The following is a 17,824-nucleotide window of genomic DNA, read 5'->3' on the forward strand; positions in this document are numbered from 1 at the left end:
TTTAACTACTACCAACTAAAATTGAAAATCGATTCTTTTCAGCGAGTCCACATCAGACATGGTCTCTAAGATCTGTTTTATGGTTCGTCCGTCTTGAGGAATCACCAACTGCGGGTCGAGATCATACAGCGGCTGTGTGACAAAGGAATATTTAAATATGTCTTCGCGAGGTAACAGCGGTTTTTTTTGTGAGATTTCTTTTCCATACAACAATATATCCAGATCGAGCGTTCGATCTTGAAACTTTGCCGCATCAGCAGCGCGCCCCCACTTCACTTCAATATCTTTTAGCGCTGAAGACAATTCATCAAGGGCAAGCTCGGTATCGAGCCTCGCGACCATATTGAAAAACTCATTGCCCTCAAAACCAAACGACTCACACGCGTACACAGGCGACAACGCTAAGTTAACGCCAATAGTATTTAACTCTTGGTATGCCGCTTTGATGTGTTTCTCGCGCTCCACATTGGTGCCAATGCCAATGTAGGTAGTGATCATGCCTGACCTCGTTCAATCACTACGCCAACGCTTTTCGCTTGTGGCACTGCACCAGGTTTCGCCAAGCGGATTTTGACCCATGGCACATTGAATTGCTTTTGGATAATGGCAGCGACTTCTTCCGCTACACGCTCAACCAGCAAAAAGCGGCCATTTTCAATGTGATTCAACACCGCTTCGCTCACTTTGGAGTAATCTAAAGCATCGGCAACGTCATCGCTTTTGCCTGCTGGCGCATTGTCGTGTGCCATCTCAATATCAAGAATAAGCTTTTGTTTAATCTCTTGTTCCCAGTCATACACCCCAATGGTAGTGATCACTTCGAGCTGCTCAATGAATACTTTATCCAATGCCATGATTTGTCCTTTGATTAGAGGTCGGATACCCATTTGTCGGGAAAAAACGTACTATTTTCGTTATGATATCAGTCCCTATGGATAATTTCTTGCGAAAAGGACACCCATGACACTAATAGCACTTGCTATGATCATCACAGCATACTTACTCGGCTCTGTGTCGAGCGCCGTGTTGATCTGTCGTCTACTGCGCCTTCCTGATCCAAGAACGGTCGGTTCTAATAACCCGGGCGCGACCAATGTCCTGCGCACCGGCGGCAAAGGCGCAGCACTCTCCGTTTTGCTGTGTGACATGCTCAAAGGCACCATTCCTGTTTGGGCAGGTTACTACTTAGGAATCGATGCAGTAGTACTTGGCGTGATTGCCATTGCCGCTTGTCTTGGGCATATGTACCCACTGTTTTTCCACTTCAAAGGTGGCAAAGGGGTAGCGACAGCACTTGGCGCTATTGCTCCGATAGGTTGGGATCTCACCGGCCTAATTACCGGAACCTGGCTGTTGGTTGCGGTTTTATTTCGCTACTCCTCTCTCGCGGCCATCGTAACGGTACTTATGGCGCCAGTTTACACTTGGATGGCACGCCCTTTATTTACTCTACCTGTTGCGATGTTGAGTTGTCTTATTCTGCTCAGGCACCATCAGAATATTCGCAGGTTGGTTGAAGGCACAGAGCCTAAACTGGGTAAGAAGAAAACCTCATAGCGTTTCATTTTCCAAAAAAAGAGCAGCCAGTGGCTGCTCTTTTAGTTTTCGTAGATAGCCACTAGGCATGTTGCGATAAAAACTCACTCAACATAGCTGTCACGTATTCTGATTGCTCTAGATTACTGATGTGCCCTGCTGACGGAATCACGTTGATCGAACTGCCTGTGATCAGATCATTCATCAAGTATGACTCAAGCACTGGACGAGGTTTATCCTCAGCGCCTACTGCGATCAATGTCGGTAGTGCGAACTTTTCAATGTCATCACACAAATCGCGGCGACCGAATACCATGCGACCGATTCGTGCCACTTGTTCTGCCTGCTCACCAGACAGAGCTGCCAGCTTAGCTTCAAAGCTCGCGACAAGTTCCGGATTATCCTGCGTAGCATTACTGGCGAAGAACAGAGGAACGACCGCCTCTACAATTGGAGCGGGTACCATTTTAAGCTCAGCAATCGTGGCCAGCATTGAGAAGTATTTGGCGTGCGCTACTTCTGGCTCTAGACCAACAAACGTATCCATCAGCACCAAACTTTTGACTCGTGCCGGTGCTAATGTTGTGAGCTCTGAGCCCCACATACCACCAACCGATAGGCCAACAATTGAAAATGTTTCAATGCCAAGTTCATCCATCAAAGCCAGTAAGTGCTTAGCATAATCCGCAAGGTTAGCCATTGAAACCGGCGCAGCCTCAGATTGTCCATGTGCCCACAGGTCAGGAACAATACAGCGATAGTGCTGGCTAAGCGCGTCAATTTGCGGCTGCCACATCTGGCTGTCCCACAAATAACTGTGACCAAACAGAATAACCGGGCCTTCGCCGACATCCTGATACGCCATAACTTGTCCATCAATCGTAAATTGCTTCATGTCGCTCTATTCCCTAATCAATAATAACCAATACGTTGCTAACCCAGACTCTAGCACGGTCTGTCAGTCACAGACTTTAGGAGTTTTGTGAAAAAATGTCATTAAAAAAGGCCACTTACGTGACCTTTATGGTTAGCCTTTGATCGGGCTTAGCTGATCAATCGGCCAGCGTGGTGTCGCCTCTACCGAAAGCTCAGCGGCTTCACCATTTTTCAAACGCTGCATACCCGCATAGGCAATCATTGCGCCATTGTCAGTACAAAACTCGGTACGTGGGTAGTAGACTTCACCGCCCATCTTGTTGGCTAACGCTTCTAGCTCTTTACGCAAGAAACGGTTAGCACTCACGCCACCAGCAATCACGATGCGTTTCATACCGGTTTGCTTAAGTGCGCGCTTACACTTGATCGCTAACGTCTCACATACCGCTTCTTGGAACGCATAAGCGATATCAGCACGAGTTTGCTCGCTATCATCGTTGGCAGCAATGGTATTTGCGGCAAACGTCTTAAGACCGGAGAAGCTCATGTCTAGGCCGGGACGATCCGTCATCGGGCGCGGGAACTTAAATCGGCCAGGTGTGCCTTTGTCCGCAAGCTTAGACAGCAGCGGACCTCCTGGGTAATCCAGCCCCATCAGTTTTGCCGTTTTATCAAACGCTTCACCTGCCGCATCATCAATAGACTCACCAAGGATCTGATACTCACCGATGCCTTTCACTTCAACGATCATGCTGTGACCACCAGACACTAATAGAGCTACAAATGGGAATGGCGGTGGATTGTCTTCTAGCATAGGGGCTAAAAGGTGGCCTTCCATATGGTGAACCGGTACAGCAGGCACACCCCAAGCGTAAGCGATGCTGCGGCCGATTGTCGTACCCACTAATAATGCTCCAACCAAACCCGGACCTGCGGTATACGCCACGCCATCGATGTCTTTAGGAGTAAGATCCGCGTCCGCAAGTGCTTTTTTGATCAACGGGATCGTTTTTTTCACGTGATCGCGTGATGCTAATTCAGGAACCACACCGCCGTAATCCGCGTGCAGTTTTACCTGGCTGTAAAGTTGATGAGATAGCAGTCCCTTCTCATCGTCATAGATTGCGATGCCAGTTTCATCACAAGAGGTTTCAATACCTAGAATGCGCATATTGTTCTCGACTTATTTCGAAATTGGCGCAATATTACCGCGTCATGGGCTCGCAAACAAATTTTGTACAAGAGATAGGCGACAAAGTACTTTACAAAGCCCTAGCGATCGGATTAAAATTCCGCACCATTTTTGATCTAGCTGGTTTTACGCTTAGAACAAAGGGCTCAAGCATGAACTCTTAGTACTAACCAAAAAGCGCCAGCATTAATGAACAGTTAACCCCTGAGGTGAAAGGCATATGCCAGTAGTTAAAGTACGTGAAAACGAACCGTTCGACGTTGCACTACGTCGTTTCAAGCGCTCTTGCGAAAAAGCAGGTATCCTTTCTGAAGTGCGTCGTCGTGAGCACTATGAAAAACCAACTACAGTTCGCAAACGCGCTAAAGCAGCAGCTCAAAAGCGTCACGCTAAGAAGCTAGCTCGCGAAAACGCTCGTCGCGTTCGCCTGTACTAATAACTAGGTCCCAATAGGATTTTAGTTATGGCTCTGATTGATAAACTCAAAGACGAGCAAAAATTAGCGATGAAAGCCAAGGACAAATTGCGCCTTGGTACTATTCGTTTAGCCTTAGCAGCCGTCAAGCAGCGTGAAGTCGACGAACAGATTACTCTGGGCGACGATGACATTCTTGCTGTGCTGACTAAAATGGTTAAACAGCGTCGCGATTCTGTCACGCAATTTGAAGCAGCAGGTCGTCAGGATCTTGCTGATGCTGAGCAAGCTGAAATTGCCGTACTTGAGGATTTTATGCCTCAACCACTGACCGATGATGAAGTTGCAGCACTAATCGATAGTGCCATTACCGAATCTGGTGCAGCGGGCATGCAAGACATGGGTAAGGTAATGGGCGTGCTTAAGCCTCAAATTCAAGGCCGTGCAGATATGGGTAAGGTAAGTGGTCTAGTTCGCGCTAAACTCGCTTAACCGCCCAACCAAATTGCAGCAAGCCGTGCTATCCTTTGGAACGCACGGCTTGTTTGTATCTCTCTCTTGTAAAAAGGTTTTATGGCAGGAAAAATCCCTCGTAGCTTCATTGATGACCTTCTCGCTCGACTTGATATTGTCGACGTCATTGACACGCGCGTAAAACTAAAAAAACAAGGCAAGAACTACGGTGCTTGCTGTCCTTTCCACAACGAAAAGACCCCTTCTTTCAGCGTCAGCCAAGAGAAACAGTTCTACCATTGCTTTGGCTGTGGTGTGCATGGCAACGCCATCGACTTTCTCATGGAGTACGAACGTCTCGAGTTCGTTGAAGCTATTGAAGAGCTGGCATCATCGTTGGGTTTGGATGTTCCAAGAGAGCAGCAAAGTGGACAACCCGGCAACTTCTCCAAAGGGCCTACCGCCAATAGCGAACAAAAACGATCTTTGTATGATCTAATGGGAACGATCGGTCAGTACTATCGCGATCAACTTAAAGTTTCCACCAACAAAGTCGCTATAGAGTATCTGAAAGGCCGCGGGCTCTCTGGAGAAATTGTCCAAAAGTTTGGTATCGGCTACGTCGCTGACGAATGGGACAGTGTACGTAAAAACTTTGGTCAGCAAAAAGCGACGCAAGACATGCTAGTGTCCGGCGGCATGCTGATTGAAAACGACAAGGGGAATCGTTATGACCGTTTTCGCGGTCGTATTATGTTCCCAATCCGTGACCGACGCGGACGAGTGATTGGATTTGGTGGGCGCGTTTTAGGTGACGGCACACCAAAGTACCTCAACTCACCAGAAACACCGATCTTTTATAAAGGCAAAGAGCTTTATGGACTCTATGAGGTACTGCAAGCATATCGCGAGCCGCCTCAGGTTTTAGTTGTCGAAGGCTATATGGATGTAGTCGCTCTAGCCCAGTATGGCGTTGATTATTCTGTCGCCTCACTCGGTACATCGACCACAGGCGATCACCTTCAAGTTCTGTTTCGCCAAACCAGCACCGTAGTGTGTTGTTACGATGGTGACCGAGCGGGTCGTGATGCCGCTTGGCGTGCAATGGAAAATGCATTGCCCTACCTCAATGATGGTAGGCAATTGAAGTTCATGTTCCTACCGGATGGGGAGGATCCTGACTCATTCATTCGCCAACATGGCAAAGACGCGTTTGAAACAGCAGTGCAAAACTCGATGCCTCTGTCAGAGTTTATGTTCACCTCACTGATGCAGCAGGTGGATACCCGAACCAAAGAGGGCATGGCAAAGCTCAGCACGTTAGCGGTGCCACTTATCGACAAAGTGCCTGGTGGTACATTGCGACTATACTTGAGAGAGCTGCTCGGCCGTAAGTTGGGCTTGGTTGATGAAAGGCAGCTTCAACAGCTTATTGACAAGCAAGGTCGGCAAGAAACGCGAGCTCAGCCTCATAAAGAAATCAAACGCACACCAATGCGTGAAGTCATCGCTCTACTTTTGCAAAATCCGAGCTATGCTGAAATGGTACCTGATTTGTCCACAGTGAGAGACTTATCACTGCCTGGACTTAATTTATTTGTGGAAGTGGTTGATAAATGTCAAGCACATCCCCATATGACTACAGGCCAGCTATTAGAACAATGGCGTGGAAGTAGTAATGAGGCACTTCTGTCTCGTCTCGCAAGTTGGGTAATTCCACTTGACGATGACAACCAAGAAGACGTATTTATCGATTCATTGGACAAAATACTGTCTCAATGCATTGAAAAGCAAATTGAAAACCTGCAGGCCAAAGAAAGAAGTGTCGGCTTATCAGTCGAAGAAAAACGGGAGCTGCTAGCCTTAATGCTAGACTTAAAAGCGTAACCCAATTCAGTTAGTCAGCAACGAATAAATTTGTTAATATTAGTGGTTTGCATTTCGCATACTAAAATTCCTTCACCAGATCTTAAGTTGGATATCGTCTATGGACCAAAATCCGCAGTCACAGCTGAAGCTACTTGTCATTAAGGGCAAGGAACAAGGCTATCTGACCTACGCAGAAGTAAATGACCACCTACCTGAGGAAATCGTCGATTCCGAACAGGTAGAAGATATTATTCAGATGATTAATGACATGGGTATTAAGGTAGTAGAGACTGCTCCTGATGCTGATGACCTTGCACTGAATGATGACAACAACATTACTGATGAAGATGCAGCCGAAGCCGCTGCAGCTGCACTTTCCAGCGTTGAGAGTGAAATCGGTCGTACTACTGACCCCGTCCGCATGTACATGCGTGAAATGGGTACCGTTGAGCTATTGACTCGCGAAGGCGAGATTGACATCGCAAAACGCATTGAAGATGGTATCAACCAAGTTCAAAGCTCAGTGGCAGAGTATCCGGGTACTATCCCTTATATTCTCGAACAGTTTGACAAAGTACAAGCGGAAGAACTTCGCCTAACTGACGTTATCAATGGCTTCGTAGATCCAAACGAAGATGAAACAGCGGCGCCTACGGCTACGCACATCGGTTCTGAACTGTCTGAATCCGACCTTGAAGACGAAGACGAAGAAGATGCAGAAAGTGATGACGACTCAGATGATGAGGAAGAAGAAGATACAGGTATCGACCCTGAGCTTGCTCTAGAGAAATTCACTGCGCTTCGCAATACTTACCAAGATCTGCAACTTGCGGTAAACGAGTTTGGTTACGATAGTCCTCAAGTAGCGAAGTCTCATGAGCTTGTTCAAGAAGTATTCCGCGAGTTCCGTCTAACGCCGAAACAGTTCGATTACCTAGTGAACGAATTGCGCACGTCGATGGATCGCGTACGTACTCAAGAGCGCCTGATCATGCGTCAAGCGGTTGAGTACGGCAAAATGCCGAAGAAATCATTCATTGCCCTATTTACGGGCAACGAATCAAGCGAAGCATGGCTTGACGAAGTATTGGCATCAGACAAGCCATACGCAGAAAAGATCAAGCGCTACGAAAATGACATCCGCCGCTCTATCCAGAAGCTGGACATCATCGAAGAAGAAACGTCGCTTTCGGTTCAAAACATCAAGGACATCAGCCGTCGTATGTCTATCGGTGAAGCAAAAGCTCGCCGCGCGAAAAAAGAGATGGTTGAAGCAAACTTACGTCTGGTAATCTCAATCGCGAAGAAGTACACCAACCGTGGTCTACAGTTCTTGGATCTGATCCAGGAAGGTAACATCGGTCTGATGAAAGCGGTAGATAAGTTTGAATACCGTCGCGGTTACAAGTTCTCGACCTACGCAACATGGTGGATCCGTCAGGCTATCACGCGTTCAATCGCTGACCAAGCTCGTACGATCCGTATCCCTGTGCACATGATCGAGACGATCAACAAGCTAAACCGTATCTCTCGTCAAATGCTTCAAGAAATGGGCCGTGAGCCACTTCCTGAAGAGTTGGCAGAGCGTATGCAAATGCCTGAAGATAAGATCCGTAAGGTACTGAAAATCGCTAAAGAGCCAATCTCTATGGAGACACCAATCGGTGACGACGAAGATTCGCACCTAGGTGATTTCATCGAGGATACCACGCTAGAACTGCCTGTAGACTCAGCAACAATGACAAGTCTACGCGTCGCAACGAAAGACGTTCTAGCCGGCCTAACACCTCGTGAAGCGAAAGTACTGCGCATGCGCTTTGGTATCGATATGAACACTGACCACACTCTAGAAGAGGTTGGTAAGCAGTTCGACGTAACGCGTGAGCGTATCCGTCAGATCGAAGCAAAAGCACTGCGTAAGCTGCGTCATCCAAGCCGCTCAGAAACACTGCGCAGCTTCCTTGACGAGTAATCGCATCAAGCTTTAACAAAAAGGTGAGCACTAGCTCACCTTTTTTGTATCTGCAAGGTTTAAGTGACTAAAAAGCAAGCGCAATTACCCTACACTGCATCTAGACACCCGCGCAGCCTTCCCCTATAATCATCCACCTATCGGCCCCTTAGCTCAGTGGTTAGAGCAGTCGACTCATAATCGATTGGTCCGCAGTTCAAGTCTGCGAGGGGCCACCAAATTCTAGAAAGGCGCATGGAGTAATCTATGCGCCTTTTTTACATCTCTAACGTAATAACACGTGTTCTTGCGGCATTAACCATGTCTCATTTTATACGTCGTTACACATCTTACGCGTTTAATGCTTTACTTCTGTTATCAAGCGATGAACACTGCGCTGTAGAAAACAAAACAGTAACAACTTAGAGTCAGCACACTATTATGAGTACCACAACGGCGAAAAAGTCGAATCCCCTATTTGAGATCCTATTCAACGTATTTATCCCCTCTTTTATTCTGATGAAGTTTAGTGGTGATGAGCATCTAGGTACTGCGATGGCACTGGTTGTCGCTCTGCTGTTTCCTGTGCTCTACGGCGCAATGGATCTGATCCGTAATAAGAAGTTTAACTTTATTGCCGCTCTAGGCTTTGTCAGCGTGCTTTTAACCGGTGGTATTGGTCTTTTGGAGTTAGATACTCGCTGGTTAGCACTAAAAGAAGCGCTAATTCCGGGTTTGATTGGTCTAGCTGTGCTGGCCTCTACATTCACGCGCTATCCAATGATGCAGAAACTGCTTCTCAACGATACTGTACTCAACCTGGCACTGATCAATGAGCGCCTAGAGCAAAGCGGTAAAACGCAAGCATTTGAGCGCTGTCTAATGTCGTCCAACTACTTATTCGCCAGCACGTTCGCATTTTCATCGGCGATGAACTACTTCCTTGCAACCTGGATAGTTACTAGCCCAGCAGGTACAGCGGCATTTAACGAAGAATTGGGTAAGCTGACCTTATACAGCTATCCGGCTATCGCGATTCCTAGCATGCTTATGATGATGGGTATTTTCTACTATGTATGGCGCCAAATCCGCGCCTTCACTTCACTGGAAACTGAGCAGATTTTCCACACTAAGTAACGGCTCTACAAATCACGACAAAGCCTGAGTACATTTAGTACCTCAGGCTTTTTTATACGCTCCAAACGACATTGTGCGGGTTGCATTGGCTTTCTCATATACTCACTTGCAACCACGGCAATTGACGTTTTGCTCGCACCTTTCCTCACCTTCATAAAAGAGAAAACAAACGCGCACAGCGATACCTCACCGTAAAATTTAGCGGCGTAAAATAAGCTTTCTATTGTTAAGTAATGGCAGAAAATACATCATCATTTATTACTATATACGTACCATCTACGATGAAACTTCACCAGTTTGCGATAGTCATCACAACAAATCGACCATCCTAGTTTTCAAAGTAAATTAACGAGTCAAACTGGTAAGTGATCCTTGTCAACATTTGTCGACAGAACTCCAAAACCATTAATAAAAAAGGAACACATTGATAGTAAACACTTACACACACTAATAAGTTAAGCTCAGAAAGTGACGTAGGTCACCGTCCTAAATTGATTAAAAACCCGTCAAAAGCCACTGTTTTTAACGTTTTTGACAGTGCTCGTTATTATTTTGACGTTTTTAACGGAGAGCGTAATTGATAAATTGTGCTTTAAGGTGTTTTCTTAGTAACGCCTAAGGCCTACAGGCCACTCTTTAGGAATGATTGAAGAGGTAGGCTTTAGCAACCATGTGAGAGGGAAGCAACTGGTCTCTCTGTGAAACAAAAGCAAATAGTAAGGAATAGCTATGCTTGCGCATATTAAAAAAACAGCACTAGCGACAGCAATTATTGCAACCGCAGTTACAGGTTTTAGCTCTGTAGCGACAGCCGCAGAACGCAGCGAACTCACTATCCACCCTAAAGAGTTCAACACCTTTGTACGTAACTTTAACCCATACTTGGGTGCAACCTACTTGCACACAACAACCGACTTCCTATACGAGCCGCTTGTTGTCTTCAATGAAATGCACGGCAACAAGCCTGTATTCCGTTTGGCAGAAAACTTCACTATCGCTGATGATCTAATGTCAGTAACGTTTGATATTCGTAAAGGCGTGAAGTGGTCTGACGGTGAAACATTTAGTGCAGACGACGTGGTTTTCTCATTCAACCTTGTTCAAGAAAACTCTGCACTTGACCAAAGCGGTATTAACTCTTGGGTATCTAAAGTTGAGAAAATCAACGACTACCAAGTGAAGTTCTACGCAACAGAAGCGAACTCAAACATTCCATATGAAATCGTTAAGGTGCCAATTGTTCCTGAGCACGTATGGAAAGACGTTAAGGACCCAACAACTTTCCTGAACGAGAACCCAGTAGGCTCTGGCCCATTCACGGTTATCGATACATTTACTCCTCAGCTTTACGTTCAGTGTCGTAACCCGAATTACTGGGATGCCGATAATCTCGAAGTTGACTGTCTGCGCGTTCCACAAATCGCGAACAATGACCAGTTCCTTGGTAAAGTGGTTAACTCTGAAATGGACTGGACATCATCATTCATTCCAGACATTGACCGCACTTACGCAGCAGCTTCACCAAGTCACCAGTATTGGTATCCTGCGGCAGGTACTGCTGGATTCGTAGTGAATTTCAAACATAAAGATGCAGCAAAAGCTGAAGCGCTAAGCAATGTCGACTTCCGCCGCGCATTCTCTATGGCACTTGACCGTCAAACTATCATCGACATCGCATTCTACGGTGGCGGTACAGTCAATGACTTCGCATCAGGTCTAGGTTATGCATTTTCAGCATGGTCTGACGAAGCAACGCACAACAAGTACAAAGGCTTTAACACGTACGACGTTGAAGGCGCTAAGAAGCTACTTGCTACAGCAGGCTTTAAAGATGTAGATGGCGACGGCTTTGTTGACACGCCATCTGGTAAATCTTTTGAGCTGTTGATTCAATCGCCGAACGGCTGGACTGACTTTAATAACACAGTTCAACTAGCGGTAGAGCAGTTAAACGAAGCCGGTATCAAAGCGAAAGCGCGCACGCCAGACTTCTCTGTGTACAACCAAGCGATGCTTGAAGCAAACTATGACGTAGCATACACCAACTACTTCCACGGTTCAGATCCACACAAATACTGGAACTCAGGTTATAACTCTGCACTTCAGTCTGGTGACGGTATGCCACGTTTCGCAATGCACTTCTACCAAAATGCAGAGCTAGACAAGCTTCTAAACAGCTTCTACAAAACAGCGGATAAAGGCGAGCAGCTAGAAATTGCTCACGGCATCCAGAAGATCATCGCTCAAGATCAGGTAACGATTCCTGTAATGTCAGGTGCTGAGTTCTACCAATACAACACAACTCGCTTTGCGGGCTGGTGGAACGAGCAAAATCCTAAGGGTCGTCCAAACATCTGGGCTGGTTACCCAGAGCGTCTACTTCACGTACTGGACCTAAAACCAGTTAAGTAAGTAAACACAAACTAAAAGCGGTACGTCCGTACCGCTTTCCTCCCCCAAACGTGATTTATAGATACGTGGCGCTCGTCGTCAGGGGGTTACTCGTTTCAAATTTTGAGATGAGGCTACCAGCCACAAGGAAAAAGCTGGGTAATTAAGGTGTGAGTTATGGGTTATTTTTTAAGACGTTTGTCCTTTTATTTAGTGGCACTTATTGTAGCAGCCACCATCAACTTTATTATTCCTCGTGCAATGCCGGGCGATCCGGTCACGATGATGTTCGCTAACGCAACAGTACAGGTTACCCCAGAGCGTATTGCAGCCATGAAAGAGCTGCTTGGTTTTGTCGATGGTAACTACTTCGTTCAATATCTTCACTACATGAAGAATATTCTTAGCTGGGAGCTCGGTACGTCTATTAAGTACTTCCCACTATCCGTAAACAGCCTACTAGGCAGCGCGTTTGGCTGGTCACTATTCTTGGCCGGTACCGCGGTTATTCTTTCTTTCTCTATTGGTTCGGTACTTGGCATCTTCGCCGCTTGGAAACGTGGTTCTAAGTTCGATACGTTCATCACTCCAGGTATGCTGATTATTCAAGCGATGCCGCAAGTGGTTATCGCAATGATGGCCATGTTCATCTTCGCGATTGGCCTAAAGTGGTTCCCAACAGGCTACGCCTACACTGCAGGCCAGATCCCTGACTGGACAAGTTGGGAGTTCATCAAAGATGTGTTGTATCACGCAGTACTACCGCTTATCTGTGCAACCGTGATTCAAATCGGCGGCTTCTTAGTAAACATGCGTAACAACATGATTAACCTGCTCAACGAAGACTACATCACCATGGCCAAAGGCAAAGGCCTGAGCGAAAACCGCGTGGTCTTTAACTACGCCGCTCGTAACGCACTACTGCCAAGTGTCACGGCGCTTTCTATGTCTCTTGGCGTGGCTATCGGTGGTCAATTGATTATCGAAATCATCTTTAACTACCCAGGCCTTGGCTCAGTGCTACTCAACGCAATTCACGCACGTGATTACCAAGTACTTCAGGGGCAGCTACTCATTATGACTCTGTTTATGCTCTTCTTTAACTTAGCGGCAGACATGCTTTATGTCGTGCTTGATCCTCGTCTACGTAAGGGAGGCAAATAACCATGAAAGGTTTCTTACAGCTAGTATGGCGCAATGGAACGGCCAGACTTGGACTCTCAATCATTGGTTTGTTCGTCTTTGTGGCGGTTGCAGCACCGCTGATTACCAAACATGCCCCAGATAAACGTACTGGTAATTCTCATGAGTACCCAAGTGTCATCGTGAAAATGGCTCAGTCTAACCCTGACGGTTGGGTTGCCACCAATCTCGCCGATGATCGCCGCACTCTACTGATGTCGAAAAAAGCCGACCACACACTGGGCACAACCCGTATGGGTCGTGATGTTTGGTCACAAGTCGCTTATGGCGCACGTGTTTCATTAATGGTTGGCTTTGGTGCAGGTCTTACGGTGTGTTTTCTAGCAACGGTTATCGGCATCTCTGCGGGTTACTTTGGCGGCCGAGTGGATGAAGTACTTACCGCAGCGATGAACATCATGTTGGTCATTCCGCCATTCCCACTCCTCTTCGTTGTGGCAGCCTTCATTGGTGAAGCAGGGCCCCTGACCATCGCTCTGGTGATTGGCTGTATGTCATGGGCCTGGGGCGCGAGGGTTATCCGAGCACAAACCCTTTCATTACGTGAAAAAGAGTTTGTAAAAGCCGCTGAAGTACTGGGTGAGTCACGTCTTCGCATCATCTTTGTAGAGCTACTACCAAACCTTATCTCTATCGTTGGTGCGAGCTTCATCGGTTCGGTGATGTACGCCATCTTGATGGAAGCGACTATCTCATTCCTAGGTATGGGCGATCCAAACACTATCAGCTGGGGCATCATGCTCTACAACGTGCAAACCTCATCAGCAATGCTAATTGGCGCTTGGTGGGAAGTCATCGCACCGTGTTTGGCACTGACCTTCTTGGTAACGGGCCTAGCACTGCTTAACTTTGCCGTCGACGAAATCGCTAACCCTCAGCTTCGTTCACACAAAGGCATGAAGCGCTGGAAGAAAATCCAAGCACAAGACAAAAAAGAACGCGAGGTTGAAGTCGCGCCACAAAATGCACTATGGAGCGGAGATCGTTAATCATGTCAGACCCACTAATTTCAATCCGTAACCTTTGTGTTGACTATATTACTGATGCCGGCGATGTCCGTGCCTGTAACAACGTCAGCTTTGATATCGGCAAGGGCGAAGTATTTGGCCTAGCTGGTGAGTCGGGCTGTGGTAAATCCACCGTTGCTTTCTCATTAATGCGCCTACATAAGCCGCCTGCATACATCAGCGGTGGTCAGGTACTGTTCAATGGTGAAGACATTCTTCAATACAGTGACGAACGCATGCAGTCGTTCCGCTGGAGTGAAATGTCGATGGTGTTCCAAAGTGCGATGAACGCACTAAACCCAGTACTCACCATGGAAGAGCAATTCTGCGATGTGATTATGCGTCACACTAACTTAACTCGTCAGCAAGCGGTAAAACGCGCACAAGGTCTGTTAGAAATCGTCGATATTCACCCAAGTCGTTTGAACGACTACCCACACCAATTCTCTGGTGGTATGCGCCAGAGATTGGTTATCGCGATTGCTTTAGCGCTGAATCCAAAGATGATCATCATGGATGAGCCAACCACAGCACTCGACGTGGTCGTGCAGCGCGAGATCTTACAAAAGATCTACGCACTGAAAGAAGAGTTTGGTTTCTCTATCTTGTTCATAACCCACGACATCTCTTTGATGGTCGAGTTCTCCGATCGCATTGGCATCATGTATTCCGGTGAGCTGATCGAAGTGGCACCGTCAAAACAGATCCTTGAGTCACCATACCACCCTTACACCAAAGGTCTGGGTAGCTCATTCCCACCTTTGACGGGCCCAAAAACCAAGCTGGCGGGTATTCCAGGTAACCCACTGAACCTTCTGGAAATACCACAAGGGTGCCGATTCCAAGCTCGCTGCGAACGTGTCCACGAAGCGTGTACGCGAGTACCCACTAAGCTGCGTCAAATCGAGCACAACCGTTTTTCTAACTGCCACTTGTACGGTGAACCTATTGCCGTTGCGCAAGAGTTGTCATAACGACCACCAGCGAAATAAGTAAGTACTAACAAGGATTTCTGGAGAACCATTATGAGCAACTTTGGTGAACTACTGATAGAAGGCAACAATGTTGTTAAGGACTTCCCTATCAACAGTAATGCCCTATCTCAACCTATGATGCGAGCCATTAACGATGTCTCGTTCAAAATGTACAAGAGCCGCGGCCTTGCCGTGGTTGGTGAGTCGGGCTCGGGTAAATCAACGACCGCTAAGATGATCGCTAAGATGTATGCTCCAAGCGGCGGCGAAATCAAATATCGCGGCCGTGACATTCAAGAGATCAAATCAAACCGCGATCTGATGCAATACCGTGAAGGCGTGCAAATGGTTTGGCAAGACCCGTTTGGCTCGCTAAACCCAACCCATACCATTTTCCACCACATCGCGCGTCCGCTGCTGATCCACAACAAAGTCAGCAAAGGCAACAAAAAAGAACTCGAAGAGCGTGTATACAGTCTTTTAGAACAAGTGGGCTTGATCCCGCCAAAAGAGACCGCAGCGAAATACCCGCACCAACTCTCTGGCGGTCAGAGACAGCGCGTTAACCTAGCCCGCAACATCGCTGTAGGTGCGGAAGTCGTGCTAGCAGATGAGCCAACATCGATGCTCGACGTATCGATTCGTGCCGGTGTTCTCAATCTGATGGAGGAGATGAAGTTTGAGAAGCAAATGTCGCTGCTCTACATCACCCACGACATTGCAACCGCTCGCTACATCGCAGAAGACATTTCGGTGATGTACGTCGGCCATATGGTGGAATGGGGCGATACCGATGAGGTCATTGCTAACCCACAACACCCGTATACCCAGCTTTTGGTTTCAGCGGTACCTGATCCAGCGAAGTCTATTCATGAAAAACTGGCTGGTAACAAAGGTGAGATCCCGCTTTGGACGCCAGAATCTGTCGGCTGCCCATTCGCAGGTCGCTGTACACACGCTACCAGCAAATGTCGTGAAGCACTGCCTGGTGTCACTAAACTGTCTGACAACCACTTTGTCCGTTGTTATTTATACGAAAACTAAACTTTTTGGCTCCCGTTTTGGGAGCCCATCCATACCGAGAGAGAAGTAATGGAAGAAAACATGCAGCTGCTGACCAACCACATTGGCTACCATGCGAACAGCGAGAAGCGTGCCATTTTGATGGCATCACTCGCTCAACACGAAGTCGCAAGCGCATTCTTAATCGATGCGCAAAGTGATGAGATTGTGCTTGAGCTTAATCCTATCGGTGGTTCCAAAGTGGATAATTGGCACATGGGTGTTTTCTTCACCATCGACTTTAGTCAGTGGACAGAGCAAGGCCGCTACTATTTACGTTACCAAAACATCAAATCACAGACGTTTGAAGTGGGCGACACCTCGCTCCACAACCGCAGTTTCTCCGACATTATTCACTACTTCAAATCGCAGCGCTGTGGCGGTGAATTTGATATCGCAGACAAGAGCGCTCCCATTGTGGGGAGCTCACAACGCGTTGATGTGCACGGCGGCTGGTATGACGCGTCTGGTGATGTGAGCAAGTACTTAAGTCACCTGTCCTATGCCAACTACCTAAACCCCCAGCAAATTCCTATGGTGGTTTGGAATATGCTCAAAGCCCACGACTTGATAGGCAAAGAAGCAGAACCTAATTTCGTCACCTCACGACTACTTGAAGAAGCGTTGCATGGCGCAGAGTTCCTTAAACGCATGCAGCACCCTAGTGGCTTCTTCTACATGACCGTATTTGATAAGTGGAGCAAAGATACCGCGCAGCGAGAAATCTGTGCCTACGAAACACAGCTTGGTCATAAGAGAAATGACTATGAGGCAGGCTTTCGTCAAGGCGGCGGCATGAGCATCGCAGCGCTCGCGAAAACCAGTCAGGTCGCGAGCCTGACTCGCGAACAATCACACGATTATTTGGAAGCAGCAAAAAAAGGCTACTGGCACCTCAAAGAGCACAACAACCGTTATTTGAACGACCAAACAGCTAACATTATCGACGAATACTGCGCACTCATGGCCAGCATCGCCCTATTCCAAGCCAGCGGCGAGCAGCAATACTTGAGCGAAGTTCGCGACTGGGTAGAGGCACTAAATCAACGCGCTCAAAGTGACCAGCAGCACAGCTTCTACTGGTCAGCGAACTCAGATGGTAGCCGCCCTTATTTCCACGCCGCCGAGGCGGGGCTACCCGTGATAGCACTGACCGAATATCTCGCCATCGAGCCAGATCGCCAGCGTGCATTGCAAGTTCAATCACTGCTGACTCAAGCCTGCCAGTTTGAAGTGTCCATCACTGATGATGTTTACAACCCATTTGGTTATCCAAGACAGTATGTAAAAGCGGTAGACGGAGACAAACACAATGCATTTTTCGTCCCCCACAACAACGAATCTGGTTACTGGTGGCAAGGTGAAAATGCTCGCATCGCTTCCCTTGCATCCATGGCGCTACTAGCTCAGCCACATCTTGTTAATGATGAGCTTAAAGCTCAGCTCGAACACTACGCCAATGACTGTATCAACTGGGTCCTCGGCGCTAACCCATACGACATGTGCATGCTCGATGGGCATGGTCATAACAATCCAGATTACCTACCTGAGATTGGCTTTTTTAACGCCTTAGGAGGGGTGTGTAATGGCATCACATCTGGATTTGAAGATGAATCCGATATCGCCTTCAAACCCGAAAAACACAAAGACGACATGCTACAGAACTGGCGCTGGGGAGAGCAATGGATCCCTCACGCAGGCTGGCTTCTGCTGGCTCTAGCGCTGTGGCAACAACACTATAAAAAATAAAGGGAATCA

The 17,824-nt window shown here is 47.4% G+C and carries 16 protein-coding genes and 1 tRNA gene; 13 read left to right on the forward strand and 4 right to left on the reverse strand.

Annotated features, from left to right (window positions below; translation table 11 throughout):
- Window positions 1–15: 15 nt before the first annotated feature.
- Window positions 16–498 carry a 2-amino-4-hydroxy-6-hydroxymethyldihydropteridine diphosphokinase gene (gene folK / locus ACVA6Q_RS10500; RefSeq protein ID WP_353497105.1) on the reverse strand — a complete coding sequence of 161 codons (483 nt, stop codon included), beginning with the start codon at window positions 496–498 and terminating at the stop codon, window positions 16–18.
- A complete protein-coding gene (folB, locus tag ACVA6Q_RS10505) occupies window positions 495–854 on the reverse strand; it encodes a dihydroneopterin aldolase (RefSeq protein WP_446647444.1) in 360 nt (119 codons plus the stop codon). The genes folK and folB overlap by 4 nt, the downstream gene beginning before the upstream one ends.
- Window positions 855–960: 106 nt before the next feature.
- On the opposite strand from folB, the gene plsY reads away from it, so the two are divergent.
- Window positions 961–1,557 (forward strand): glycerol-3-phosphate 1-O-acyltransferase PlsY, encoded by a 597-nt coding sequence (gene plsY / locus ACVA6Q_RS10510; RefSeq protein ID WP_446647445.1) that lies wholly within the window; start codon window positions 961–963, stop codon window positions 1,555–1,557.
- A gap of 61 nt (window positions 1,558–1,618) precedes the next feature.
- Here plsY and ACVA6Q_RS10515 read toward each other — a convergent pair whose 3' ends face one another.
- Window positions 1,619–2,431, reverse strand: coding sequence for an alpha/beta fold hydrolase (locus ACVA6Q_RS10515; RefSeq protein ID WP_446647446.1), 813 nt, complete (start codon window positions 2,429–2,431; stop codon window positions 1,619–1,621).
- 132 nt (window positions 2,432–2,563) lie between these two features.
- A complete protein-coding gene (tsaD, locus tag ACVA6Q_RS10520) occupies window positions 2,564–3,583 on the reverse strand; it encodes a tRNA (adenosine(37)-N6)-threonylcarbamoyltransferase complex transferase subunit TsaD (protein WP_338165347.1) in 1,020 nt (339 codons plus the stop codon).
- A gap of 241 nt (window positions 3,584–3,824) precedes the next feature.
- On the opposite strand from tsaD, the gene rpsU reads away from it, so the two are divergent.
- The 12 genes from rpsU (at window position 3,825) to ACVA6Q_RS10580 (ending at window position 17,815) form a co-directional block, all read left to right on the forward strand.
- Window positions 3,825–4,040, forward strand: a complete 216-nt coding sequence (gene rpsU / locus ACVA6Q_RS10525) for a 30S ribosomal protein S21 (protein ID WP_001145625.1) — start codon at window positions 3,825–3,827, stop codon at window positions 4,038–4,040.
- Between the two features lie 27 nt (window positions 4,041–4,067).
- On the forward strand, window positions 4,068–4,511 hold the full coding sequence (locus tag ACVA6Q_RS10530; protein WP_353497109.1) for a GatB/YqeY domain-containing protein: 444 nt from the start codon (window positions 4,068–4,070) through the stop codon (window positions 4,509–4,511).
- An 81-nt stretch (window positions 4,512–4,592) separates the two neighbouring features.
- Window positions 4,593–6,359 (forward strand): DNA primase, encoded by a 1,767-nt coding sequence (gene dnaG / locus ACVA6Q_RS10535; RefSeq protein ID WP_446647447.1) that lies wholly within the window; start codon window positions 4,593–4,595, stop codon window positions 6,357–6,359.
- Between the two features lie 100 nt (window positions 6,360–6,459).
- Complete coding sequence (rpoD, locus tag ACVA6Q_RS10540) at window positions 6,460–8,313, forward strand: RNA polymerase sigma factor RpoD (protein ID WP_353497111.1); 1,854 nt, start codon at window positions 6,460–6,462, stop codon at window positions 8,311–8,313.
- 142 nt (window positions 8,314–8,455) lie between these two features.
- A tRNA-Ile gene (locus tag ACVA6Q_RS10545) sits at window positions 8,456–8,531 on the forward strand.
- A 202-nt stretch (window positions 8,532–8,733) separates the two neighbouring features.
- Entirely contained in the window at window positions 8,734–9,429 is a 696-nt protein-coding gene (locus ACVA6Q_RS10550; RefSeq protein ID WP_353497112.1) for a VC0807 family protein, read from the forward strand.
- A 729-nt stretch (window positions 9,430–10,158) separates the two neighbouring features.
- Window positions 10,159–11,841, forward strand: coding sequence for an ABC transporter substrate-binding protein (locus ACVA6Q_RS10555; protein WP_446647448.1), 1,683 nt, complete (start codon window positions 10,159–10,161; stop codon window positions 11,839–11,841).
- A gap of 156 nt (window positions 11,842–11,997) precedes the next feature.
- Window positions 11,998–12,984 carry an ABC transporter permease gene (locus ACVA6Q_RS10560; RefSeq protein ID WP_446647449.1) on the forward strand — a complete coding sequence of 329 codons (987 nt, stop codon included), beginning with the start codon at window positions 11,998–12,000 and terminating at the stop codon, window positions 12,982–12,984.
- 2 nt (window positions 12,985–12,986) lie between these two features.
- A complete protein-coding gene (locus ACVA6Q_RS10565; protein WP_353497115.1) occupies window positions 12,987–14,012 on the forward strand; it encodes an ABC transporter permease in 1,026 nt (341 codons plus the stop codon).
- A gap of 2 nt (window positions 14,013–14,014) precedes the next feature.
- Entirely contained in the window at window positions 14,015–15,004 is a 990-nt protein-coding gene (locus ACVA6Q_RS10570) for an ABC transporter ATP-binding protein (RefSeq protein WP_446647450.1), read from the forward strand.
- Between the two features lie 51 nt (window positions 15,005–15,055).
- Window positions 15,056–16,048 (forward strand): ABC transporter ATP-binding protein, encoded by a 993-nt coding sequence (locus tag ACVA6Q_RS10575; protein WP_446647451.1) that lies wholly within the window; start codon window positions 15,056–15,058, stop codon window positions 16,046–16,048.
- 60 nt (window positions 16,049–16,108) lie between these two features.
- Window positions 16,109–17,815 (forward strand): glycoside hydrolase family 9 protein, encoded by a 1,707-nt coding sequence (locus tag ACVA6Q_RS10580; protein WP_446647502.1) that lies wholly within the window; start codon window positions 16,109–16,111, stop codon window positions 17,813–17,815.
- Window positions 17,816–17,824 lie beyond the last annotated feature (9 nt).

The sequence above is a fragment of the Vibrio sp. DNB22_10_4 genome (assembly GCF_052879755.1).